The 24387-nt window shown below is 36.1% G+C and carries 23 protein-coding genes and 2 tRNA genes; 15 read left to right on the top strand and 10 right to left on the bottom strand.

Features of this window, described 5'->3' with window-relative positions:
- Positions 1 to 9: 9 nt before the first annotated feature.
- The 5 genes from miaB to ATE47_RS17780 form a co-directional block, all read right to left on the bottom strand.
- A complete protein-coding gene (gene miaB / locus ATE47_RS17800) occupies positions 10 to 1443 on the bottom strand; it encodes a tRNA (N6-isopentenyl adenosine(37)-C2)-methylthiotransferase MiaB (protein ID WP_062163217.1) in 1434 nt (477 codons plus the stop codon).
- A 165-nt stretch (positions 1444 to 1608) separates the two neighbouring features.
- Positions 1609 to 2094, bottom strand: a complete 486-nt coding sequence (locus ATE47_RS17795) for a hypothetical protein (protein ID WP_062163216.1) — start codon at positions 2092 to 2094, stop codon at positions 1609 to 1611.
- Between the two features lie 97 nt (positions 2095 to 2191).
- Positions 2192 to 3391: a diaminopimelate decarboxylase gene (gene lysA, locus ATE47_RS17790; protein WP_185097108.1), complete on the bottom strand. Its 1200-nt coding sequence runs from the start codon at positions 3389 to 3391 to the stop codon at positions 2192 to 2194.
- A gap of 257 nt (positions 3392 to 3648) precedes the next feature.
- Positions 3649 to 4872, bottom strand: coding sequence for a 3'-5' exonuclease (locus ATE47_RS17785; protein ID WP_062163214.1), 1224 nt, complete (start codon positions 4870 to 4872; stop codon positions 3649 to 3651).
- A 110-nt stretch (positions 4873 to 4982) separates the two neighbouring features.
- Positions 4983 to 6509 carry a helicase HerA-like domain-containing protein gene (locus ATE47_RS17780; RefSeq protein WP_062163213.1) on the bottom strand — a complete coding sequence of 509 codons (1527 nt, stop codon included), beginning with the start codon at positions 6507 to 6509 and terminating at the stop codon, positions 4983 to 4985.
- 122 nt (positions 6510 to 6631) lie between these two features.
- Between ATE47_RS17780 and ATE47_RS17775 the strand changes: the two genes are divergently transcribed.
- The 4 genes from ATE47_RS17775 (at position 6632) to ATE47_RS17760 (ending at position 10032) form a co-directional block, all read left to right on the top strand.
- On the top strand, positions 6632 to 7684 hold the full coding sequence (locus ATE47_RS17775; RefSeq protein WP_062163212.1) for a hypothetical protein: 1053 nt from the start codon (positions 6632 to 6634) through the stop codon (positions 7682 to 7684).
- Positions 7685 to 7792: 108 nt separating this feature from the next.
- Positions 7793 to 9202 carry an MBL fold metallo-hydrolase gene (locus ATE47_RS17770; RefSeq protein ID WP_062163211.1) on the top strand — a complete coding sequence of 470 codons (1410 nt, stop codon included), beginning with the start codon at positions 7793 to 7795 and terminating at the stop codon, positions 9200 to 9202.
- Between the two features lie 6 nt (positions 9203 to 9208).
- Positions 9209 to 9580, top strand: coding sequence for a rhodanese-like domain-containing protein (locus ATE47_RS17765; RefSeq protein ID WP_062163210.1), 372 nt, complete (start codon positions 9209 to 9211; stop codon positions 9578 to 9580).
- A gap of 152 nt (positions 9581 to 9732) precedes the next feature.
- Positions 9733 to 10032 (top strand): thioredoxin family protein, encoded by a 300-nt coding sequence (locus tag ATE47_RS17760; RefSeq protein WP_062163209.1) that lies wholly within the window; start codon positions 9733 to 9735, stop codon positions 10030 to 10032.
- Positions 10033 to 10151: 119 nt separating this feature from the next.
- Here the strand turns inward: ATE47_RS17760 and ATE47_RS17755 are convergent, their stop codons facing one another.
- Positions 10152 to 10904, bottom strand: coding sequence for a nitrilase-related carbon-nitrogen hydrolase (locus ATE47_RS17755; RefSeq protein WP_062163208.1), 753 nt, complete (start codon positions 10902 to 10904; stop codon positions 10152 to 10154).
- 103 nt (positions 10905 to 11007) lie between these two features.
- Here ATE47_RS17755 and ATE47_RS17750 point away from each other — a divergent pair, with 103 nt between their 5' ends.
- The 6 genes from ATE47_RS17750 (at position 11008) to ATE47_RS17725 (ending at position 17929) form a co-directional block, all read left to right on the top strand.
- Positions 11008 to 11448, top strand: a complete 441-nt coding sequence (locus ATE47_RS17750) for a DUF6646 family protein (RefSeq protein ID WP_062163207.1) — start codon at positions 11008 to 11010, stop codon at positions 11446 to 11448.
- 103 nt (positions 11449 to 11551) lie between these two features.
- The gene (gene rseP / locus ATE47_RS17745; protein ID WP_062163206.1) at positions 11552 to 13033 is read left to right on the top strand and encodes an RIP metalloprotease RseP; all 1482 of its coding nucleotides are present in this window, start codon (positions 11552 to 11554) and stop codon (positions 13031 to 13033) included.
- Positions 13034 to 13113: 80 nt separating this feature from the next.
- Positions 13114 to 13190: transfer RNA gene (locus ATE47_RS17740), tRNA-Asn, on the top strand.
- Between the two features lie 201 nt (positions 13191 to 13391).
- Positions 13392 to 13468 (top strand) — tRNA-Asn (locus ATE47_RS17735).
- A gap of 175 nt (positions 13469 to 13643) precedes the next feature.
- Complete coding sequence (locus ATE47_RS17730; protein ID WP_062163205.1) at positions 13644 to 15221, top strand: beta strand repeat-containing protein; 1578 nt, start codon at positions 13644 to 13646, stop codon at positions 15219 to 15221.
- A 164-nt stretch (positions 15222 to 15385) separates the two neighbouring features.
- Positions 15386 to 17929 (top strand): DUF5686 family protein, encoded by a 2544-nt coding sequence (locus ATE47_RS17725; RefSeq protein WP_228376291.1) that lies wholly within the window; start codon positions 15386 to 15388, stop codon positions 17927 to 17929.
- Between the two features lie 58 nt (positions 17930 to 17987).
- On the opposite strand, the gene ATE47_RS19585 is transcribed toward ATE47_RS17725, so the two are convergent.
- The 3 genes from ATE47_RS19585 to rplU form a co-directional block, all read right to left on the bottom strand.
- A complete protein-coding gene (locus ATE47_RS19585; protein WP_442857093.1) occupies positions 17988 to 18188 on the bottom strand; it encodes a bacteriocin-like protein in 201 nt (66 codons plus the stop codon).
- 291 nt (positions 18189 to 18479) lie between these two features.
- Entirely contained in the window at positions 18480 to 18737 is a 258-nt protein-coding gene (gene rpmA, locus ATE47_RS17720; RefSeq protein ID WP_027387413.1) for a 50S ribosomal protein L27, read from the bottom strand.
- Positions 18738 to 18752: 15 nt separating this feature from the next.
- Positions 18753 to 19334, bottom strand: coding sequence for a 50S ribosomal protein L21 (rplU, locus tag ATE47_RS18970; protein ID WP_082632635.1), 582 nt, complete (start codon positions 19332 to 19334; stop codon positions 18753 to 18755).
- Positions 19335 to 19515: 181 nt separating this feature from the next.
- On the opposite strand from rplU, the gene ATE47_RS17710 reads away from it, so the two are divergent.
- Positions 19516 to 20403 (top strand): hypothetical protein, encoded by an 888-nt coding sequence (locus ATE47_RS17710; RefSeq protein WP_062163204.1) that lies wholly within the window; start codon positions 19516 to 19518, stop codon positions 20401 to 20403.
- A 199-nt stretch (positions 20404 to 20602) separates the two neighbouring features.
- On the top strand, positions 20603 to 21697 hold the full coding sequence (locus tag ATE47_RS17705; protein ID WP_062163203.1) for an acyltransferase family protein: 1095 nt from the start codon (positions 20603 to 20605) through the stop codon (positions 21695 to 21697).
- On the opposite strand, the gene ATE47_RS17700 is transcribed toward ATE47_RS17705, so the two are convergent.
- On the bottom strand, positions 21694 to 21936 hold the full coding sequence (locus ATE47_RS17700) for a hypothetical protein (protein WP_062163202.1): 243 nt from the start codon (positions 21934 to 21936) through the stop codon (positions 21694 to 21696). The two genes, ATE47_RS17705 and ATE47_RS17700, sit on opposite strands and share 4 nt — an antisense overlap.
- Positions 21937 to 22089: 153 nt before the next feature.
- Here ATE47_RS17700 and ATE47_RS17695 point away from each other — a divergent pair, with 153 nt between their 5' ends.
- From ATE47_RS17695 to ATE47_RS17685, 3 genes are all read left to right on the top strand, one after another.
- Entirely contained in the window at positions 22090 to 22671 is a 582-nt protein-coding gene (locus ATE47_RS17695; protein WP_062163201.1) for a tRNA-(ms[2]io[6]A)-hydroxylase, read from the top strand.
- A 15-nt stretch (positions 22672 to 22686) separates the two neighbouring features.
- Positions 22687 to 23304 (top strand): DUF502 domain-containing protein, encoded by a 618-nt coding sequence (locus ATE47_RS17690; protein WP_062163200.1) that lies wholly within the window; start codon positions 22687 to 22689, stop codon positions 23302 to 23304.
- A gap of 148 nt (positions 23305 to 23452) precedes the next feature.
- Positions 23453 to 24376, top strand: a complete 924-nt coding sequence (locus tag ATE47_RS17685; RefSeq protein ID WP_062163199.1) for a DsbA family protein — start codon at positions 23453 to 23455, stop codon at positions 24374 to 24376.
- The last annotated feature ends 11 nt before the right edge of the window (positions 24377 to 24387 follow it).

Below are 24387 nucleotides of genomic sequence, written 5' to 3'. Positions count from 1 at the left end.
CTTTAAATTCTATACTGTTTCCCCTAAAAGCGTGCCCTGTGTATTGTCGAATACAAAAACGTCCACAATGTCACCAATTTTTTGTCCGTCCAGTTTATCAAAAACACAAACTGCGTTCTGAGAATTTCTTCCTTTCCATTGGTTTTCGTTCTTTTTGGAAGTTCCCTCAATTAAAATCTGGTGAACTCTTCCTACATAAGATTTCATTCTTTTTCTGGATAATTCGCCCTGTAAAGCAATCACTTCCGCCAAACGTCTCTGTTTCACATCAGCCGGAATATTGTCTTCCATCTTCTTGTGAGCCGGAGTTCCGGGTCTTTCTGAATAAGCGAACATATAACCATAGTCGTATTCAACTTCTCGCATCAAACTTAATGTATCTTGGTGATCTTCTTCCGTTTCGTTGCAGAAACCGATGATCATATCCTGAGAAAAAGAAATGTCCGGAACAATTTCTTTCGCCTTTTTAATTAAATCTAAATATTCTTCGCGAGTATGTTGTCTGTTCATGGCTTCCAGCATTTTATTGCTTCCACTTTGAACCGGAAGGTGAACATATTTGCAGATATTGTCGTGCTTCGCCATCATTTTGAACACATCCAGACTCATATCCTGAGGATTGGAAGTAGAGAACCTGATTCTCATTTCAGGAACTGCTTTAGCCACTAAATCAAGTAAATGTGCAAAATCAACAGCCGTAGCTTTCTGCATTTCCGATGCTTTTGCGAAATCTTTTTTAGGACCGCCACCATACCAAAGGTAAGAGTCTACGTTCTGTCCTAAAAGGGTAATTTCTTTATATCCACTTTCCCAAAGGCCTTTACATTCTTCCAAAATCGAATGCGGATCACGGCTTCTTTCTCTTCCTCTCGTAAAAGGAACCACGCAGAATGTACACATATTATCACAACCTCTTGTAATGGTAACGTAAGCCGTAACACCATTTCCGCCCAAACGAACAGGATTGATATCCGCGTAAGTCTCTTCTTTTGAAAGAATTACGTTGATGGCATCTCTTCCGTCTTCGGTTTCTTTTAAAAGGTTTGGTAAATCTCTGTACGCATCCGGACCAACCACAAGGTCAACCAATTGCTCTTCTTCCAAGAACTTGGTTTTCAGCCTCTCAGCCATACAACCAAGAACACCGACGGTCATGTTGGGTTTTTCTTTCTTCAGATTTTTAAACTGAGAAAGACGCATTCTCACCGTCTGCTCAGCTTTTTCACGAATTGAGCATGTATTAAGAAGGATAAGGTCTGCTTCTTCTACTTTAAGGGTTGTATTGTATCCCTGTTCATTAAGGATTGACGCAACGATTTCAGAATCAGAGAAATTCATCTGACAGCCGTAGCTCTCCAAGAATAATTTCTTAGAGTTTCCATCTTTTTCAGCGATTGCAAAAGCTTCACCCTGTTTTGTTTCGTCTATATATTTTTCTTGCACGATAGTCTCTGTTTAAGGTTTAAAGTTTGAGATGTAAAGCCTATTGCCATGCAATTTTAACTTATCTCATTAAACTCTGAACTCATTGAATTTGCAAAGATACAAAATATTGTGACAGAATGGCAGGAGTTTATCACATTCCGATCCAAGCCATTAAGTATTATTTTACACATCCGTCGCAATCGACGACAAATTCATTTTTATTTTAATTTTTGAAGTTACCGGTTGTCCATTACAGGTCGCCGGAATCCAGTTTTTTTTGATTCTTCTTACCACATATTTCATATCATCAAAGAAAACTTTACTGTTGGCTACTTTCGGGGAACCTTCTATGTTGGTGACTTTCCCGGTTTGATTTACAGTCATGGTAAATGTAAAATCTCCGTTCAAAACATAAAATTCTGAGTTAAGATAATCATACATATATCTTCTCAACATTTCTTTGTACGCCGGAATTCCGCCTTCGAAACCTGCTGCCTTGAAATCATCGCAGTTTTTTACAGCGATCTGAAATAGAGGTTCTTTAATATCTATTTTTAAAATATTTTTGTTGTTTTCCGTAATCATATTATCATCCCTTTCCTCAACATCGAACTGTGCAAAGGCAACATTTGAAATGAAAAGTCCCAGAAATAGCACCAGTGATTTCATGATCTTATTATTATCGATTAACAACACAAAATTACAACCAAAAAACAAAGAAACCTCGCTATTGGGCGAAGTTTCTTTCTAAATATTTTCATTTTGATTATAAAATTTCAATCTGATTTCTCAGCAAATCCTCAAATTCGTCTCTTTTTCTGATCAGATGAGCTTTTCCATCAAGGAATAATACTTCGGCAGGCTTTAATCTTGAATTAAAATTAGAACTCATCTCAAAACCGTAAGCTCCGGCATTATGGAACGCCAAAATATCGCCTTCTCTTACTTCATTCAGTTTTCTGTCCCATGCGAAAGTATCTGTTTCACAAATATTTCCTACTACCGTATAAATTCTTTCCGCCCCCTTTGGATTAGATAAATTCTCGATAACATGGTAAGAATCGTAGAACATCGGACGGATCAAATGGTTGAATCCTGAATTAACGCCTACGAAAACCGTTGCTGTCGTTTGCTTAATTACATTAGCTTTAACTAATAAATAACCGCTTTTTCCAACCAAAAACTTTCCAGGCTCAAACCAAAGCTCAAACTTCTTTCCTGTTGATTTTGAAAACTCGGAAATTACTTTCTCTACTTTTTTACCCAGCGTTTTTACATCCGTTTCTTCTTCACTGTCCTGATAAGGGATTTTGAAGCCACTTCCCATATCCAAATATTTTAAATTAGGGAAATGTTCAGAAAGTTCCAGCATGATATCCAAAGCCTGTAAAAAAACTTCCGGATCTTTGATCTCACTTCCTGTATGCATGTGAAGCCCTTCTACATTAAGGTTTGTGCTTTTCATCACTCTCTCGATGTGACGAACCTGATGGATGGAAATACCGAATTTGCTATCAATATGACCTGTTGAGATTTTATAATTCCCGCCGGCAAAAATATGCGGGTTGATTCTTACCAAGATCGGATAGGTATTCCCATATTTATTCCCGAATTGCTCAAGAATAGAAATATTATCAATATTGATATGCACCCCGAACATCATTGCTTCCTCTATCTCGGCTAAATCAACACAATTGGGAGTGAATAGTATTTTTTCTTTCGGAAATCCTGCTTTTAAACCAAGTTTTACTTCATTAATAGATACACAATCCAAAGAAGCACCCAGGTTCTTGACATACTTAAGGATGTTGATGTTGGTCAACGCCTTTGCAGCATAGAAGAACTTTGTGTGTTTTAAAAAAGAAGATGTAAGCTTTTCGTATTGAACTTTGATAGATTCTGCATCGTAAACGTACACCGGTGTGCCAAACTCATTGGCAATCTTTAATAATTCTTTTGAATTCATAATTAAATAAGTAAAAACTTCTTTTGTTTAAGAATGCAAAGGTAGTTAGAAATGTTTATAATTTAGAACCAAGCAGATAGAATATTATTCCTATAATTTTACATTTACAGGATAAAAAACTTTTTCAAGACAATTTATCAGTGTTTTATTTTGTAAATTTTAAGAATCCCAAATACCCAATCAACAGTTTAGAGCATTAAACACAGTAGCAGAAAGGGAAATAACCTTTTCGTTTTAACAACTACAAAAAATTACAGTTATTTTGGTAATGGTAATGTTTCAAAATCGCCGCGGAGTAAAGCCAGCTGCAATTCATTATTAAGGTCTGTGGATTGAAAAAGCAGATCTATTTTCAATTTGGAAAGTTTACTTAACGTCTGAATTTGTGTGAAAAGCTCGTAAAAACCATAAGAAATTACTTTACCGTTTTCAACAATTAAAAATAGTTTTTCACCCAATTTTCTTCCCTGTCCCAGCCAAAGCTCGTTTCTTTTTTTAAACTCGATTTTCTTTTTAAAGAATTCAATATCGTTGTATTCTTCAATCTTTCCGATGAATTGAATTGCTTTTGAACCCTGTGTAAAGGACCTGAATTTCAAAATTGGCTTCTCTGCTTTGTTCAGCTTATTTTTTTCAACAACGTATTTATTATTCCTATAATATAGCCCGAACGGCAACATTTCCCTTTTCTTGATCCCTTTCGAATTTAAAATCAGTTTGGCGATAATATCCGTTCCGGTAAGCTCAAAATTGATCTGTTCGACATTTTTCTGAACCGGCTCCCATTTTTTTGATTTGGAATTAAAAATTTTCTTAGAAAACTTATTAATATCCTGAACATGATCCGTAAAAATGATTTTACCTTCCTCATTCTGGAAATAAACGAAGCCTTTTTCGTTCGGAAGATCCTGCGTCAAGACTTTGATTTTGTTGATATAAGTCTTCGCATTCGTCTCGTCATGCTGTTTTTGAATGATTTCGTTTTCAGTATCCTTAGAAACTAAAAGCTTAAATAATTCTAAAGTCGCCCGCGCATCACCTTCAGCCCTGTGATGATTTGTTAAAGGAATTCCAAGCGATTTTACCAATTTACCGAGGGAATAGCTTACTTCATCAGGAATCAGTTTTTTCGCTAACGGAATTGTATCTAACGTGTTGATTTTAAAATCATAGCCAAGCCTTTGGAAAGACTGGCGAAGCATCCTGTAATCAAAATCTATATTGTGCCCAACTAAAGTTGTATTTTGGGTAATTTCGATGATTCTTTTGGCAATTTCATGAAATCTCGGGGCAGTTTTGACCATTTTGGGGGTAATATTAGTCAATTTCTGTACAAAAGGGGTAATATCACCTTCAGGATTTACCAATGATATAAACTGGTCAGTAATCTTCTGACCATCATACCTGTAAATGGCTATATCTATAATGCATTCTTTTCTGTAACCTGCACCATTACTTTCTATATCAATTATTGAATACATTTAAATTTATACAACTTCTTTTAGATTAATAATACCCTTGCACAACTTATGCCAACGTCTGCCTCAATGTTTAAGGCAATCCTGCTAAAATAATAAAAAAATATATAATTCTATCTTCGTCTTCCTCCTAATCCCAGCATTCCCAGAATTGCTTTTGCTCCTTCGCGCATCAGAGTACTTGTAAAAGTCCTTCCTGCACTGCTTTTTAAAACCTGTTCTAGCATTCCAGGCTCTTCTTTTACGGGACGTGATTTTTGAGTAGGGCCGGAATTTTCAACCGCCTGCTCCATTCTTTTTACCAGGATTTCATAGGCTGATTCATTGTCTACAAGCTTATCATATTTGGCCACCAAAGCTGATTTGTTTGTTAAATCAGTGATTTCTGCATCATCCAGGACATCCATTCTTGATTCGGGAGAAATTAAATACGTATGAACCAACGGTGTCGGAATTCCTTTTTCATCCAAAGCCGTCACAAAAGCTTCCCCGATTCCTAAATTTTGAATTAAAGTTGGAGCATCATAAAATTCCGTTGTAGGATAATTTTCTACCGCTTTTGAAATTTCTTTTTTATCTTTTGCTGTAAAACCTCTCAAAGCATGCTGGATTTTTAATCCTAATTGGGACAACACCGCTTCAGGAACATCTCCAGGAATCTGCGTAATAAAGTAGATCCCGACTCCTTTTGAACGGATCAGCTTCACCATTGTTTCGATCTGTGAAACCAATGCTTTTGAAGATTCATCAAAAATCAAATGAGCTTCATCAATGAAAAGAACCAATTTTGGTTTTCCACTGTCACCTTCTTCCGGGAAAGTCATGTAAATTTCCGCAAAAAGCGATAACATAAACGTTGAAAACAACTGTGGCTTGCTTTGAATATCAGCAACTCTCAGGATATTTACCACCCCTTTTCCGTCTCTTGTTTCCAGCAGATCATGAACGTCAAAGCTCAGTTCTCCGAAGAAACTTCCCGCTCCCTGCTGTTCCAGAGCAACGATTGATCTTAAAATTGCACCCAAAGAAGCAGAAGCAATGGAGCCATAATTGGAAGCCAGTTCTGCTTTACCCTGCGGATTTTCAGTGACATATTGCAAAACTTTTTTAAGATCATTAAGATCAATTAAAGGCAAGCCCTTATCATCACAATATTTAAAGACAATTGACATGATACTTTGCTGAGTTTCATTCAATTGTAAGATTTTACTTAACAAAACAGGCCCGAATTCGGTAACGGTAGCCCTCAATTTTACGCCTCTTTCTCCGGAAATTGTCATCAATTCTACCGGAAAAGCCTGCGGATTATAGGGAAGCTGTGTTTTTGCATATCTTTCCTGAATAGCAGGATTTTCTGTTCCCGCTTCTGCAATTCCCGAAAAATCGCCTTTAATATCTAAAACCAAAGAGGGGATTCCCGCGTGAGAAAGCTGTTCTGCAAAAACCTGGAGTGTTTTGGTTTTACCCGTTCCTGTGGCTCCGGCGATAAGACCGTGACGGTTAATAGTTTTCAAAGGAATGGTAACGTTTACTTCGGGAACTACTTCTCCGTCCAGCATTCCTTTTCCCAATATAATATGTTCTCCTTTCGGAGTATATTTTGCATTCAGCTCCTCTATAAATTGATTTTTATCTGACATGTGGTTTTTTTTAACTTATAAATATAAAAGTTTTTGCAAAATATTCATCATTAAGAAATAATATTAATCAAGTTCTGATATTAATTTTTTTATAAATATTTTTGTTACTATAAATTAATAGCATGAAAAAAAATTTATTATTCCTATTCTTTTTCATTTTCTCTATATTTTTTTCACAAAACAGAAAACAGCCTGTTGATTTAAAAATAAAAGGAGATTATAACCATCTTCCGACAAAAACTACTTTTCCTGAGCTTTGGGCCGGATTTCAGAGACAAGCTGTTATTTCTTACAATATGAAAAATACTCATATTGGCGTAAGCTATCTTCAGCAGACTTCAAAGAAGAGTAAAACCGTACTTACCATTTATCTTTATCCTAAAGAATATATTGATAATCAAATATTAAGGGATGAATTCTACAGTTACGGCTATGCGCTTAACCGAAACTCCAATAAAAATGTTGATGTAAAACCTTCTTTTGGAAATCTTTCTAATGACAAACTGAAAGTGAGCTATATCTATTCTGTTTTCAACAATTCATTGGGACAGCCGGATTTCTTCAAAGGAGTAAAATATGTTGATAAAAATTCATTACTTTCCATCTATGAATGCGGCGGATGGACATTTAAAATAAGAGCTTCAAGTGATGAAATGACCAATGATCAATTAAATGAACTGAAAAATAAAGTTGAAAATTATTTTGGAGTTTTAAATGTTGCTTCCTTAAAAACGTTACCAATAAATAAAGTTCCGGACATTATTTTATCTGCTGCTGTAAAAAGAGATTCTATGATGATGCATGCAACTTCGGAAGCTGCAAAGGAAAAAATCAACTGGCTGGCAAAGAATTTGGAGGAGAAAGAAATCCTAACCGGTTTCAATGACATGAGAATTGATTCTGAAATATACTCAATTGAAAAAATGATCGCTTATTACAAAGCCCATGAAAACGATTGGCAGATCAACCCTGACACAAAAAAATATTTTGATGAAATGATGAGAATTGCTGAAAACGGAAGATTAAAAGATCATGTGTACGAAAAATATCATGGCCTCATTGATTACCCCGAAGGTGTGTCAAGAAAAGAAGATTATGTACAATTCAAAATTGACAAAAACATCTCCGAGAATACCAACGAGATTTTCTATAAAATTTTCTATAAGCTGGAATAGTTTATTATAGATTTATTCTATTATAATAGATTTTTTAATTTTAGCCTATTTTAAAAAAATAAACACGATTTTTGTATTCATAAAACATTAAAACTGTTACACCACATAATGAAAGTCGAACAAATATATACCGGATGTCTGGCTCAGGGTGCGTACTACATCGTATCAGAAAATGAAGCAGCCATCATTGATCCTTTGAGAGAGGTAAAGCCCTATCTGGATCGTCTGGAGAAAGATAATGTAACTTTAAAATATATTTTTGAAACACATTTCCATGCAGATTTTGTCTCTGGACATTTGGATCTAAGCAAAAAAACGGGAGCCCCGATTGTTTACGGACCGACTGCTCAACCCGCATTTGAAGCTACTATTGCAGAAGACAATCAGGTTTTTGAGATCGGGAAAGTAAAAATAAAAGCTCTTCACACGCCCGGCCACACGATGGAAAGTACAACCTATCTTTTGATCGACGAAAATGGCGTAGAAACGGCAATATTCACCGGTGACACATTGTTTTTGGGTGATGTAGGAAGACCAGATCTTGCTCAGAAAGCAGGAAGCCTTACCCAGGAAGATCTCGCCGGAATTTTATACGACAGTCTTCACAACAAAATTTTGCCTTTGGATGACAGCATCACGGTTTATCCGGCACATGGAGCGGGCTCGGCGTGCGGAAAAAACATGCAGAAAGAAACTGTTGATATTTTAGGAAATCAAAAAAAGACAAACTATGCTCTTAATCAGCCGAATAAAGAATCTTTCATTAAAGAAGTTCTGGATGGGTTGACAGCTCCACCAAAATATTTCGGGATGAATGTTGCCATGAACAAAAATGGTTACGACAGCCTTGATGTAGTGATGGATAAAGGTTTAACGCCAATTCCTGTTGAGGATTTTGAAGCGTATGCCGAAGAAACGGGAGCATTAATCCTTGATACAAGAGGCGCGGCCGATTTCCATAAAGGATTTGTTCCGAATTCTGTAAATATCGGTTTAAAGGGTGATTTTGCACCATGGGTAGGAACTTTAATCGTTGATGTAAAACATCCGCTTTTGTTGATCGCTGATGAAGGCACAGAAGAAGAAGCCATTACAAGACTAAGCCGGGTTGGGTTTGATAATGTTTTAGGATATTTAAAAGGAGGTTTTGAAGCCTGGAAAAATGCAGGAAAAGAAACGGATGATGTGAAAAGAATTTCTCCAGCCGAATTTGCAGAACAGTTTACAGAAAACTCCAAAGTAATTGATGTAAGAAAAATAACGGAATATTCTGCGGAGCATATTAATAATGCTTACAACAAACCGTTAGATACGATCAGTGATTGGGTAAAATCAATTGATGATTCTGAACATTTTTTCCTGCACTGTGCGGGAGGTTACAGAAGCATGATCGCAGCAAGCATCCTTAACTCACACGGAATCAGAAATTTCAGCGAAATAGAAGGAGGCTTCAACGGAATAAAAAAAACAGAAAAATTCCCGACATCAGATTTTATCTGCCAATCGAAAATAATGTAAAATATAATGAAAGGAAAACTTTTTGGAATTATTCTTGCTGCAATATTGATGTTGAGTGCCTGTAAAACTGCTCATGTAGCGGAAGCACCAAAGTCCAATATAAAAGATGTGATCAACAGTTCTGACGTAACTTTGGTTGATGTAAGAGTTCCGGAACAATATGCAGAAGGAACAGCAAAAAATGCTGTGAATATTCCTTTAGCGGAAATTCAGAATAACACAGAATCTCTGAAAGGTAAAAAAGTAGTTGTTTTCTGCAACAAAGGAATTCAGGCAGATCAGGCAATGGAAATTTTAAAGAAAAATGGCATTGATGTCTACGACGGTACAAGCTGGAAAAACGTAAAAGCCATTCAGGATCAGAAATCTGAGAAATAATAATAATAATAATAATAAATCATCACACTTTAGTTTATTAGGTAAGCCATTTAACAACACAAAGTTTCGATAACCTTCGATTATTCTTTTAAGTGATTTTAAATTCAGGCTTAATCTTTTTAAGCTAAAGTGTTTTTTAAATAAAACCAATCATGTCACAAAAATTTCAGGAAATCATAGACTCCGAAAGACCAGTATTAATCGACTTTTTTGCAACCTGGTGCCAACCTTGCAAAGTACAGTCGTCAGTTTTAAATACAGTAAAGGAAAATGTGGGCGAAGGTGCCAGAATCATAAAAGTAGACGTAGATCAATATCCGGCTCTGGCCAATCAGTATGGTGTTCGTGGCGTTCCGACATTGGCTATCTTCAAAAAAGGAGAAATGCTGTGGAAGGAAAGCGGCGTACACGATGTGAATACTTTGACACAACTTTTAAAAGAATATGCTTAAACTGTGAAAAATCAGATTTTTTTTAAATTTATTTGACCACAGATTTACACGAATTTACACAGATGTTTACGCTTAAAACTATAAAATATCCGCAGTAATCGTGTAATCTGTGGTTAAAGCTACAATTGAATAGAAAAACTATCCCTATCATTCAAAAACTGAAAATGATTTCTAAAATCCTTCAATTCATCTAAATTTAATTCCGCGGAGACAATATCCCCACTTTTCTGTGAAATTTCTGTTCCGTCTGCAAAAAAACAATGAGAACTTTCCTGATAGAAAAGATTATTTCCGTCCGTCCCGATCCTGTTCAGCCCAAACACAAAAGACAGATTTTCGATTGCCCTTGCTTTTAACAGATGTTCCCAAGCTCCTACCCTTTTTTCGGGCCAGTTGGCGATGTATAAAATGGCATCATAATCATCATTATTTCTTGCAAAAACAGGAAAACGAAGGTCATAGCAAACCTGCAAGAGAATCCTGAAACCCTTATAATTCACAATTGCCCTCTCCCTTCCCGGCGTATACACCTTATCTTCTCCCGAAAAGGAAAACAAATGTCTTTTATCGTAAAAATCAACATGAGAATCCGGTTGCACAAAATACATCCTGTTGTAAAATTTACCGTCCTCCTCTACAGACGCGCCTCCGCAGAATGCTGCATTCTTTTCCACTGACATTTTCTTTAAAAGCTCCAGAGATTCTTGATTTCTGTCGGCAACTTCCGATGCATCCATGCAGAAACCCGTTGAGAACATTTCCGGAAGCAGGAAAATATCAGCATTTTGATTTTGCAACTCTTTTTCAATAAGTTGAAAATTTCCGGTTTTATTTTTCCAGATGATGTCTAGATTCAGTCCTGTGATTTTCATAAACTTCGTTAAAATACTTCAATAAAAATACGATTTTCCGTTGATTTCGGTTCTATTTTTGATGCGAATATTTTTTAGCAATAACTATTAAAGAGTAAAATTTATGAAGAAATTGATTTTAATGTTCATGATAATTTTCATGGGAACTGCTGCAAATGCTCAGGCATGGACCGGAAAGGGAGACCAAAAGATTAATGCAGGATTGAGCGCCTGGGGATACGGAACCGGAATTACAGGAACTTATGATTATGGCCTTAACGGGCTGATCTCAGTAGGAGCAGGACTAAATGCTTATTTCGGCAACTATAAAGACAATGATGATGACAACAGAATCTTCGTTTTTGGACGGTTGAATTTTCATTTGAAAGACGCACTGCAATTACCTGAAAAATGGGATGTTTATCCCGGTGTTGATGTGGGAGTTGTAGGAAGCGAATTCGGGCTTGGTGCTCATATCGGGGCAAGATATTTTTTCACTGACAAAATCGGAGTTTTTGCTGAAGTCGGAAACAATGGCAGTTTAGGCGTTTCTATTAATTTATAAGAAATCATCATATTTATGACAAAGCTTCTCGTTTCGGGGAGCTTTTTTATTTGGCATAGTTTTGATAATTGTTACCTTTGCAAATTAAACATAAAAAGTATTAATGGAATTAGCAATCAAGATTTTCCAGTTCATTCTAAGTATTTCTATTTTAGTAGTCCTTCATGAGCTTGGGCACTTTCTCCCGGCAAAGTGGTTTAAAACCAGAGCAGAGAAATTTTTTCTGTTTTTTGATCCTTGGTTTTCAATTTTTTCAATGAAAAAAATCAATGGAAAATGGCAGTTTAAATTTCTTTCACAAAACCTTCCGGACACAGAAATCATCGAGGTGAACGGAGAAAAGAAAGAAGTTCCTATTGATATATCAAAGCTTCCAGACAGTGACTGGAGAAAGCATCCGGAAAAAACAAAATACGGTATCGGATGGCTGCCTTTCGGTGGATATGTGAAAATTGCCGGAATGGTGGATGAAAGCATGGATACCGAACAGCTGAAAAAGCCTGCCCAACCTTGGGAATTCAGATCAAAACCAGCTTGGCAGAGATTAATCATTATGTTGGGTGGAGTTACGGTAAACTTTTTCCTGGCGTGGGTTATTTTTTCGGCGTTAGTGGGTAAAAACGGTGAGAATATTTTTGAGGCAGATAAAATCACCACTCCTCTTCATTATACGGAAGCAGCGAAAAAAATGGGCTTTCAGGACGGAGATAAAATCCTAAAGGTTGATGGAAAAACTCAAAAAGACTTCAAAAAACTAGCTTTAGATGTCTTATTAAGTGACGAAATTACTGTTTTAAGAAACGGTAAAGAAGTTACTTTTCCTACAAGTGATGACGGAAAAGCCATTGCATTTAACAATCCGGAGCCGAGAGCATTCCTTACCCCAAGGATGACACCAATAGTTGATACAATTGTTACGAAATCTACCATTGATGCCGGACTGAAAGAAGGTGACAAAATCACGGCAATTAATGGAAAGCCTATTCAGTATTACGATGAATTGAAGCCTTTGGTAATACCTAATGCCGGAAAAGTTGTTGATTTTCAAGTTCAAAGAAATGATCAGATTGAAAATTTAAAAATACCTGTTTCTAAAGATGGAACTATTGGGATCGCAACTTATAAAGACATTGAGAAATATACTGTCCATAAAGATTATAAATTCTTTGGAGCCATAAAAAGAGGGTTTACGCTTACGATTGAAAGTTTAACTTATCAGATTAAACAATTTAAGCTAGTATTCAATAAAAAAGTAAAAGGTTACAAAAAAGTAGGCGGGCCTTTAGCTATTATTAAAAACATGCCTGTTGACCAAGGTAAAGACGGAAGTGTATCCATAGACTGGTCTGCATTCTGGGGCTTCACAGCAATGTTCTCCGTATGGCTTGCATTTTTGAACTTAATTCCTATTCCGGGATTGGATGGCGGACACGTAATTTTCACTTTATATGAGATGATTGTGGGGAAACCTGTTCCTCAAAAAGTATTGGAAAACGCACAGATGGTGGGAGTTATCTTCCTGCTAGGCTTGATGTTGTTGATCTTCGGAAGTGACATTTTCAAAGCGGTTACGGGAAGCCTATAATATTTTTAAAAAATTTCAATAAAATATTTGTAAGGTATAAATATTCGTCCTATATTTGCACCACTAAAAAAGAAGGACATTCCTCCTTAGCTCAGTTGGTTAGAGCATCTGACTGTTAATCAGAGGGTCGCTGGTTCGAGCCCAGCAGGAGGAGCCAAAAAGACTTACAGAAATGTGAGTCTTTTTTTTGCTTTATGTTTTTTAAATTTCTTATTAAATTATAAAATTTAAACTCCTGAAAAATAATCAAATACACTAAAAAGCCTTTTAACAGGAGAAAATTTCAGTTTTTTTGTAATTAAATATTTGCTTGATATTAATATTCCTATTATATTTGCACCACTAAACAAAGGGACATTCCTCCTTAGCTCAGTTGGTTAGAGCATCTGACTGTTAATCAGAGGGTCGCTGGTTCGAGCCCAGCAGGAGGAGCCAGAAAAGACTTACAGAAATGTAGGTCTTTTTTATTTACGTTAATAAAAATTAATCTATCATTTCCACTCTTTTTATAGTGATTTATTGATAATAATCGCCAAATACTGAATTATTTTAACATTAAATTTAAATTCTTCGTAAATTGTGGTAACAATAACTATCACAATTATCAAATATGAAAAGATTATTATTATTCACAGTATTAATTCCACTAGCATATTCAGCTCAAGTTGGAATTCAGACACCCACGCCAACCTCTACATTAGACATTGCCGCAAAAAATCCAACAGGAACCGCCACCTCAGTAGATGGAATTATCATTCCCAGAGTTGACAGGCAAAGAGCCCAGTCTATGACAACTGTACCCGTTTCAACTTTAATTTATATCAGTGACATATCTACGGGAACAGCAGCTGGAACAACAGAGGATGTAAACTCTGTAGGATTCTATCATTTTGATGGCACAAAATGGATCGCTCTGATTACAACATCGTCCAACAACGACTGGCATACTATCGGAAATGCAGGAACTAATCCCACGAGCAATTTCGTAGGAACGACTGACAACCAGAATTTAGTTTTTAAAAGAAACAATGTAAACTCTGGCCTCTTAGGTACAATTAATACATCTTTTGGAGTAGGTTCGCTGCCATCTTCCACCGCACTTTTAAGTACGGCCTTTGGAGTAAGCTCGTTAAGTGCGGCCACATCAGGAAGTGTTGCCAACTCGGCTTTTGGAAATCAATCACTTTCTGCAAATACTACGGGCGTACAAAATTCGGCATTTGGACATCAGGCCCTATTAAATAATACAACCGGATCAAGGCTGACAGCAATAGGAAGTGGCGCTCTCAGGTCAAACAATGGGGGAGATAATGTTGCCGTAGGATATAATGCCCTTGATGTATTGAGTGGTACAACCGCTTTCAATGTTGCTGTGGGAGCGGATGCACTAGGTACTTTAACAACCGGTACAGCTAATACAGCTATTGGAGACAATACCGGAAATCCTGCTTCTGGAGCAGGCGGAGTTGCATTAACATCAGGAAACAGAAATATTTTAATTGGAGCAAATTCTACTTTCTTAAATGCAGCAGCAAACAGCCAGATGAATATCGGAAACGCAATTTTCGGGACTAATTTAAGCATTGATATCAACAGCCTTACGGCGAATATCGGTATCGGAACAGCAACACCCACTGCAAGATTAGAACTCGCTTCCGGAACCAATGGAGTTTCCGGAATGAAATTCACCAACATTAATAATGCAACAGTTACCACTCCCAATGCTGCGGCTTTAGGTGTAGATGCTTCAGGAAACGTAGTAATACAAAATGTGGCGCCTCTTACTACAAGTTTTAAATCTTTTTCAATTGATGCAAATTCTGCTACTAATTCATTAATTACAATTGGATCACTGGAATTTAGATATCCCTCAACAACCTGTACTTCAACATCATCCTTTGTTCAGGTGAGATCTACAACCGGAACTAATAATTTGGGGGTACAGCATGCCATATTAACAACTGCACAGAATGGATCCGGCTTCGTAAACACTACTCCATTAACAGCGACTCCTACCTTTACAAACCTCACAGGAATACCGTTAAATTGTGTTCAGGACGGGCATGCACAATTCAACTTTTTCTCTTATACCGACAGGACTTTCTATAGGGTAAATGTTCATGTCGCAGATGGTGACAGTCAAGGTTTTGGAGCCTTAGGATACATCTTTGTTGAGCTTCAAAAATAGATTATTCAGTCTTATCCTATTTTTTAACAAAATAATAATGATAACACCTTCAAAATGATGGTGTTATTTTTGTTACATTTGCAGTTTTGTATTTATTTATAAAAAATCTTTTGAAAAACCTAATCTTTTAAAATAACAGCATACTTTTTGTTTATGCTAAATGCTTGAAGAAACAACTAATGTTAATTAATAATTCTAAATATTATTCTCTTTTTATCCTTCTCTTTTTTGTCGGTTTTTTTTGCGCACAAAATTCGGCGAACGGAAGAATCGTTGATGCAAAAACCAACAAAGAAATCACCGGCGTTGATGTTTTTATCAATGAAAATAATAAACCGGCCTTAACAACGACTTCAGGAAACTTTATCGTTCAGTCTGACAGTATTATTTATAAATTAAAATTTCTGAGAAAAAATTACGCTCTGGAAACGGTAAATGTCACTGCTGAAAGTGCCTCTAATATTTTTGTAAAACTTTCTCAGGAAAAAGAAAGCAATATTGAAGAAGTCGTTATCCACAACGAAAAACCGAAATACAAAAATAAAAAAGAAAACCCCGCTTATGCAATCATGCAGAAAGTCTGGGAAAGAAAAAGAAACAACGGATTAGACAAATTCGATACTTATACTTACAAAGAATACGAGAAAATTCAGTTTGATGCGAACAACCTTGACAGCGCATTTATGAAGAAAAAAATCTTCAATAAGCTTGAATTTATTTTTGATTATAAAGATTCCACCGCAACCGGGAAAATCGGGCTTCCCATTTTCTTAAATGAAGCCGTATATGAGAATTATGGTGAAAATAAGCCTTCAAAAAGATCAAAAAGGCTTTTGGTTGCTCAAAAAACATCAGGCTTTCAGGATAACCAGATTATTACGTTGACGGCAAAAAACCTTTACCGAGATATTAATATTTATGATAATACTTTAAATTATTTTGATATTGGTTTTCCAAGCCCGGTAGGAGAAACAGGCTTCAGCACTTATGAATATAATTTGCTTGACACCGTTTCCGTAAGAGGAGAAAATGCTTATAAAATCCGTTATCAGCCAAAAAGAACAGAAGTTTTAGCTTTTCAGGGTTATCTTTATATTGACACGGATAGCTATGCCGTTTTGGGGGCTACTTTAAAATCAACACAAAAAATTAACGTTAATTTCATCAATTCAATTTCCACTGAACTTGAATATGATAATCCGGATGAAAACACCTTTCTACCAAGGAAGTTCGTCACAGAGATTGAAATGACACCTTTTTCCAAAAAGAAAACATCAAAGAGCATCATTGCAAAAAGATCAGTCGATTATTCTGAATATCAATTCAATAAACCTCTTGAAGAGAAAATTTTTGTAAGAAGAGAAGAGGAATATGATGATAAATTTGTTGATAAAGATGATTCCTACTGGGTAAAAGCCAGGCCGGATTCTTTATCCAAAAGCGAACAGGGGATTTACGAAATGCTTAATAAACTTCAGCAGACGCCAAAATTCAACAGAATTATAAAGCTATATGAGACTTTGGGCTCAGGCTATTACAATGTCAAGAAATTAGGTATTGATATAGGTCCGATTTTCTCTATTTACGGCAAAAATGAAGTGGAAGGCGATAGAATTCGATTGGGAGCAAGAACCTATTTCACAAGAAATGACCCGTGGAGGGTTCAGTTTTATACGGCTTACGGTTTCAAAGATCACCAGGTAAAATATGGTGCTGAAGGTAGATTTATGTTCAACAGAGTCAACAGGTTTACAGTTGGAGCCGGGACAAGAAGAGATGTCCTGCAATTAGGAGTTCAGCTTACGAACGACGATGGAATTATGGCAAGGACCTTCGCTTCATCAACAATTTTTGCAAGAGGTGAAAATGCTTCATTGAGCTCCGTAAACCAAACCAATGTCTTCACATCAATAGAACCCTGGAAAAACTTCCAAATCAGGCTAGATGGCACGATGCAAAGCATTAAATCTGCCAATCCGGAAGGATTCAACCTGATGTATTACAAAGACGGCAACTTGAGGAAAACCACCAATGATTCTCACTTTACTTTAAGCCTGATCGCAAGGCCGGGTGCAAAATTCTCGCAAACTGGGATTGACAGATACGAACACGGAACGCTGGCTCCTACCATTGTTTTAAAATATACAAGAGGTATTGAGGGGTTATTCGGGTCTGATTTTAATTATAATAAATTACAGTTCCTTTTCTATAAACCGGTTTTACTCGGAAGCTGGGGAAAAACGTTGGTAAATTTTGAGGCGGGGAAAAACTTCGACACCGTTCCTTTGGCTTTACAGAACATAATTCCTGGGAACCAGTCTTATAGCTTGGCGGCGAATACTTTTGCCCAGCTTAACTATTATGAATTTGTGGCGGACACCTATACAACGCTGCATCTGGAGCATCATTTTAACGGTAAGATATTGTCCTATATTCCTTTAATTAAGAAATTAAAATTGAGAGAAGTTGCCTTCATCAGAGGAGCTTACGGAACTTTGAGCGATGCTTCAAAAGCAATCAATGTAGAAGGGTTCAAATATTCTGCCCCGAGTGAACATATTTACTTTGAATACGGTTTCGGAATTGAAAATATCGGTTTTGGAAACTTGAGGATTTTCAGGGTGGATTTCAACTGGCGAGGAAATTATCTTGACCGCCCGGACATTTCAAAATTCGGCGTGAAGGCCGGATTCCAGGTTGGCTTTTAAAAATATAAAATCTCCTTTCGAATGAAAGGAGATTCTTTTTTGAAATTAAACGTCCATTTTAAATGTCACTAGTATTACAACCTCCGCAAATCGGCACTAACGTTTGTGGAGATAGGCAAACAGGACGGCTTCCTGCCGGTAAACTACAGTACCAGTCGCAAGAAATACCTTCGCACTTAAAACCTCCTTTTAAGGTCTTAAGCTCATGTCTTGAAAGCTTTTTTAAGTTTTTCATATCGTATAATTTTAATTTGGTGATTTTATTATAAACGAGGAAAATTTAATAATCGTATTAAAATTATGAATTAATTTCAAGAAACAACGATAATTTTTAATAATAATAAGCAAAACCAATTAATATTAAACAACTAATTATAAATACTACTTTATTTTTAAAGCTAATTTCTGGGATTTATAAGGTTCAGGCGAGCACATTCACTATAATGAAATATCGAATATGCTTAAAATATATTTTAAAAAAATAAACAGTTACAACGTAAAAAACCTCAGCATTTATTTGCTGAGGTTTTTATTTTTTATAAAACGCTGATTATGCGTTTGCTTCTACAGATACGAAAGATCTGTTATTTGCTTTTTTTCTAAAGACTACTTTACCGTCAATTAGAGCAAACAAAGTGTGGTCTTTACCGATACCCACGTTTGCACCTGGGTGGTGTTGAGTACCTCTTTGTCTAACAATAATGTTTCCAGCAATAGCTTCCTGACCTCCGAAAATTTTCACACCTAATCTTTTAGAGTGAGATTCTCTACCGTTTTTGGAGCTACCAACTCCTTTCTTGTGTGCCATTTTATTAGTGGATTATTATTTATTTAACGCTTTGAAACTTTCAATATTCTTAACGATAGCTGCATCTACTTCAGCGTGTGTAAGAACATTTTTTTCTAATTCTACTTTTACTGCTTTACCTAAAGTAACCAGAGTTTCTCTGTTTTCTTTAGTCTGAGACAATCCGTTTTTCTTCAAGTGATAGTTCAATTCATGATCTTCACCAAAGTTTACCGTTTCGTTATCAGCAAGAATCTCTGCTTTAGCAGTTTCTTTTTTAGCCGCTTTTTCTTTCTTTGGAGCACCTTCAAAACCTGTAATACCAGTGATTTGAATTTGCGTTAAAGATTGTCTGTGACCATTCTTTACTTTGTAACCTTTTCTTCTTTTCTTCTTGAAAACGATTACTTTATCAGCTTTTACGTGGTCTAGGATCTCTGCTTCCACAGTGATTCCGTTTACAGCTGGGGCGCCTACAGTGATTGCTCCGTTTACAGTAAGAAGTACTTTATCGAAAGATACTTTACCTCCTTTGTCTCCTGATAAACGGTTTACAAACAACTTTTGGTCTTGCTCAACTTTGTATTGAAGCCCTGCTATTTCTACAATTGCAAACATTGTTTATAAATTTTTAGTTATTTCGAGGTGCAAATATATGAAAATTTTCTAATTACCTTACACTCAAACCCATCTTTTTTACAAATTAAAATTTTAACTATGTTTTGAATAATTTTTCACCTTAAAGTGATAATATTTTTCAGATAATTTTATACCTTCGTTTACACCTAAAATATTTAATATGAAAAGAAACTTTAAATTCCCCTTACTAGCGGGAGCAATTGCTGCACTCTCATTATCAGCATGTAATGACGACTCAATGGAAAATCCGGTAACAGCGGAACAACAGGAGCTAAATGCAAAAATCGATCAGCCCAACGAGCTTGAAAAAGTCTGCTATTATGTAGATCAGTACTGGAGTTCTTCATCTGTTTTGACGACTTCTCTACAAAATTCTACAGACACCAATTTTATGAATTCGCAGATGACAAAAATCGCAAGCCTGTGGGGAAGAAGCAATCCAACGCTGAGATTTGTAAATGACCCTTCCAATTTTAATTCAACGTACAATGCGATTTCTTATTCTACGGGGAAAATCTATTACGGGTATGCTATTTATTATGATGCCAAAAGCAAAGGCGGAGATATTGTCAATGCAATGATCCTGGCTCACGAGTATGGCCATCAGCTGCAGTACATTTTCGGCTTACCATCTGTAAATGAGTCCACTGCAAGACCCAACGAACTGGAAGCAGACGGTTTCGCAGGGTATTATCTGAGAAGACCGAACGGGTACAATCAAACTTCATTTGCGCAAATTGCTGCAGCTTATGAGTTTGCCCAAAGCATCGGAGATTATCAGACGACAAGTCCAGGACATCACGGAACTCCTCCACAAAGGAGATCTGCAGTTCGTCTAGGCTTCCTTTTAGGACAGTACAGCCTTTCTGCAGCAGATTTTGATTACAATTTCTTCTATTATTACCAGGGTGTTTTGAACGGAACTTACAAAATGGGCAAGAATACAAGAAATCCTGAGATTGACGCTTATATGAGTCAGTACATCGATGAATTGAAAAGAATTCAGAATGGAGAAATCTCTGCTGAGGAATTCAAAGATCTTAAATAAACATTCATTTTCGATATATTTAAGAAAGGAGGTAAGCTATTTGTCTTACCTCTTTTTGTTGATTAATAGTAAGGAAGGAGGGGTTTGGGATGATGGAATTTTAGAAAATCCTATCAATATTTTCAAGGTTATTTACTTCCTGCTCCAACTTCAAACTTCCAATGAATTAATTTCTTACTTTTGAAAGATATTCCAAATAATGAACAGAGATCTATACATTGATTTTGCGAAAGGTCTGGCAACCATTTCCATTATATTTATACATACGGCTTTCTGGTCGGGACAACTTTATATTCCGGCGGAAGTACGGGTTTTTTCTCTGGTTTTTGACGTTGCTTTATTCTATGCGCTCAGTGGTATCACATCAGGCTCCAATATTGAAAAAACATTGTACAGGCTTCTGAAACTACAGATCACGTATATGATTTTTGTGACATTTCTGTTTTTTCTGGACTACTTTTTTAAAGTTTTTGGCTTAAGCTTTTTCTCTTTAGAATGGCTGCAGAGCTTTTATTCAACTTTTGGATCAAAATATTCTGCAATCAATATTTCTGCCGAACCGCAATGGCAAAATCTCGGTAACTGGTATCTTCATCAATATACCAATGCAGACACTTTTCCTGTCGTGATGGGAAGCTTCTGGTATTTGAGGGTTTATTTTATCTTAACAGTTTTCGGACTTTTAATTTTAAGATTTTTTCCCAAGCATATCAATTGGTTTATCGGAATTTGTGTTACTTTGACACTGCTGTTCAATATCTTTCCTGAAATTTATCCTTCAGGACAAGTGGGTTATGTCGCATTTTATCTTTGTATATTCTTAATTGCCAACAAAATGCGTGGTAAAAAAATCCCCACAAAAATAATCCCGGTTCTTTACGGAGTTGTTGCCGCCGCCCTTATATGGATGTTCTGGTATTACGGAAATGAAATTTTTTACAAAATCAACAGAAATAAATTTCCTCCAAAAATCCCTTATATTATTTGGTCTTTATTTTCCCTGGTGACGCTTTTTGTTTTTTACAACAGATTAAAAATTACAAAAGAAAATTTTATTACCTATATCGGGAAAAATGCTATATTTTTCTATTTCGCCCAAGGAATAAGCTCTTCTTTGATTTATTTTTTAGTTGCCCCATTAAAAGATAATATGCCCTGGTGGTTATTAATGGTTCTAATTTATGCCTTCAATATTCTTATAGCTTACGCTATTTCAGCAGGATTGAAGAAAGTTGATGACTTAGGATGGAAAATCCTGGAATTTTTAAGAAGAAAAACGGCAGCTAAAATTTAATCATTACGTTTTCCGCCCCTTGCTATAAGTGCAATAATAATGATCAGAATAACCGCTCCGCCGATGATATACATAGGGTCAGCGTACCATTCTGTGGTAGTTGTAGTTTTTGTAGAGTTTACCTTTTCAACAACCTCTCCTGTATTTTCCTGAGCAAAAGCTGCTACGGAAGTAAACATTATGAATGCAAATACTAAGATGGCATTCATTTTACTTTTTAAAATTGTAATCGTTTCCATTGTTTATATTTTTAATTGTTTTTAAAAGAATAACAAAAAAAGTACCAGCCATTTAATAAGTTAATGAAAAAGATATTTAAGTAAAAATCTTAACTATAAATAAACTTCTATCATATCACAATTTATTTTAATTTTACAGAAATTTTTTAAGTCATGTTTAAGTTGAAACTTCCTACCGATCCAAGGTGGGCAAATATTGCAGAGGAAAACATTGAAGAAATTTTGACGGATCATGCCTGGTGCGAGCAAAAAGCCGCTACCAACGCTATCGGATTGATCACCATGCTTCCCGAATATCCGGAAATTGTGACAGAACTTCTCGCCATTGCGCAGGAAGAGCTTGAGCATTTCAACCAGGTTCATGAGATCATTAAAAAAAGAGGATATACTTTTGGGCGCACAAGAAAAGATGATTATGTCAACGAGCTTATAAATTTTATCCAAAAAGGCGGCAACAGAGACGATCTGATTGTTGATAAAATGCTTTTTGCAGCGATGATTGAAGCAAGAAGCTGCGAAAGATTCAAAGTTCTTACTGAGAATATTAAAGATGAAGAGCTTAAAACATTTTACAGAGAGCTGATGATTTCCGAAGCCAACCATTACACGACTTTCATTGGTTTTGCAAGACAATTGGGAGACGAAGAAAAAGTAAACAAACGTTGGGAAGAGTGGCTGGAATATGAAGCAAAAATTATCCAGTCTTACGGGAAAGGTGAAAGTATTCACGGATAAAAACAGATTATAAAATTGAAAAAACTGACTTTTGAAAATATTGCTAATTATTTTCTGAAAAATTTCTTTCAGGGGTTGGTTATTATTGGCCCGATCGGGCTCACCATTTTTGTAATTTGGTATGTTGTTACTTCTATTGACAATATTATTCCTTCGGTTGCCAAAGAAATTCCGGGGTTAGTTTTTATTTCAACTATTTTAATTACAGCACTTTTAGGATTCTTAGGAAATAAATTCGTGGTCGGAAAGTTTTTTTTCGATACCATGGACAGTATTTTGGAAAGAACCCCGGGAGTAAAGCATATTTATACCCCCACAAAAGATGTAATGTCTTCGTTTGTTGGAGATAAGAAAAAATTTAACGATCCTGTTTGGGTTAAAACCAATGAAAATCCCGAGATTTGGAGAATCGGATTTTTAACTCAAAAGGAAATGGCAGATGTTGAAAAACATAATTACGTAGCTGTATACCTTCCTCATTCCTACGCTATTTCTGGCTGGGTAATCGTGACGGAAGAGAAAAACATCAAACCTGTAGTGGGTATGACGGCTGCTTCTGCAATGAAATTTGCGGTAAGCGGTGGTGTTGCCGGGTTCCATTCTGATGACAATATCTTCAAAGCACCGGAATAGTTTCTTTTATTCTAAAAAATAGCCACTTCCGGCTGTTATTCATTTTACGTCTTAAATATTATGTTAAACCAAAAAAAACTACATTTTGGACACCATCACATATATCGTTTTACTTTTAACTACTTTTAACTCAAATAATTACAAAAATATGAACAAGAATCCTCTTCTCAATTGCGATTACGAAAAGGGAGTATGCGAAATCCTTGATGCGCCAAACACAGAATCCTCAGTAGATCAATTACAAGATATTGCTACAGATAAAATTCACATTATTTATTATACAGACCCTATTTGCTCTTCTTGTTGGGGGATTGAACCTCAGCTAAGAAAATTCAAACTGGAATACGGAAATGCAGTGGAAATTGATTACAGAATGGGAGGGCTTTTACCATCTTGGGATATCTATAACTCCGGTGGAATCAGCAAGCCAAGTGATGTTGCACACCATTGGGAAGAAGTAAGCCCATACTATAAAATGCCTATCGAAGGAGGAGTATGGCTGGAAGACCCGCTGAATTCTTCTTATCCTCCATCCATTGCTTTCAAAGCAGCCCAAATGCAGGATGCAAAAAAAGCAATCAACTTCATGAGAATCACCCGCGAGATGGTTTTCCTTGACAAATTAAATATTACCAAAGACGAGAATCTTGAGAAGGCAGCAGAACTGGCAGGATTAGATGTTAAGCAATGGAAAGAAGATTATGAATCCAAAGCTCAGATCGAGTTCAAAAAAGATCTTGACCTTGGAAAACAGCTTGGAGTAAGGGGATTCCCTACTTTAATCTTTACCAAAGATAATGAGATGTTGGATGTTCTTTACGGATTTAAGCCTTATGCAGAATTCGAACAAAGAGTGAAAAAAATCAAGCCTGATGTAAAGAAAAAAGCATATTCTTCAGAGTGGGATCAGTTGTTTGCAGTTTATCCTACTTTAACGACTCAGGAATTTGCTGTGCTTTCCGACATCAGTTTTGAAAAAGCATTCGAGAAACTACAAAACCTTACCAACGAAAACAAAATCACCCGCAAAAAATATAAAAACGGAGATTTGTGGATTCTTAATAAAAACTAATAACACTAACT

This window comes from Chryseobacterium sp. IHB B 17019 (assembly GCF_001456155.1).
Lineage (GTDB): Bacteria > Bacteroidota > Bacteroidia > Flavobacteriales > Weeksellaceae > Chryseobacterium.
Note: the sequence above shows the minus strand (reverse complement) of the source record. Positions and strands in the feature narration are given on the sequence as shown.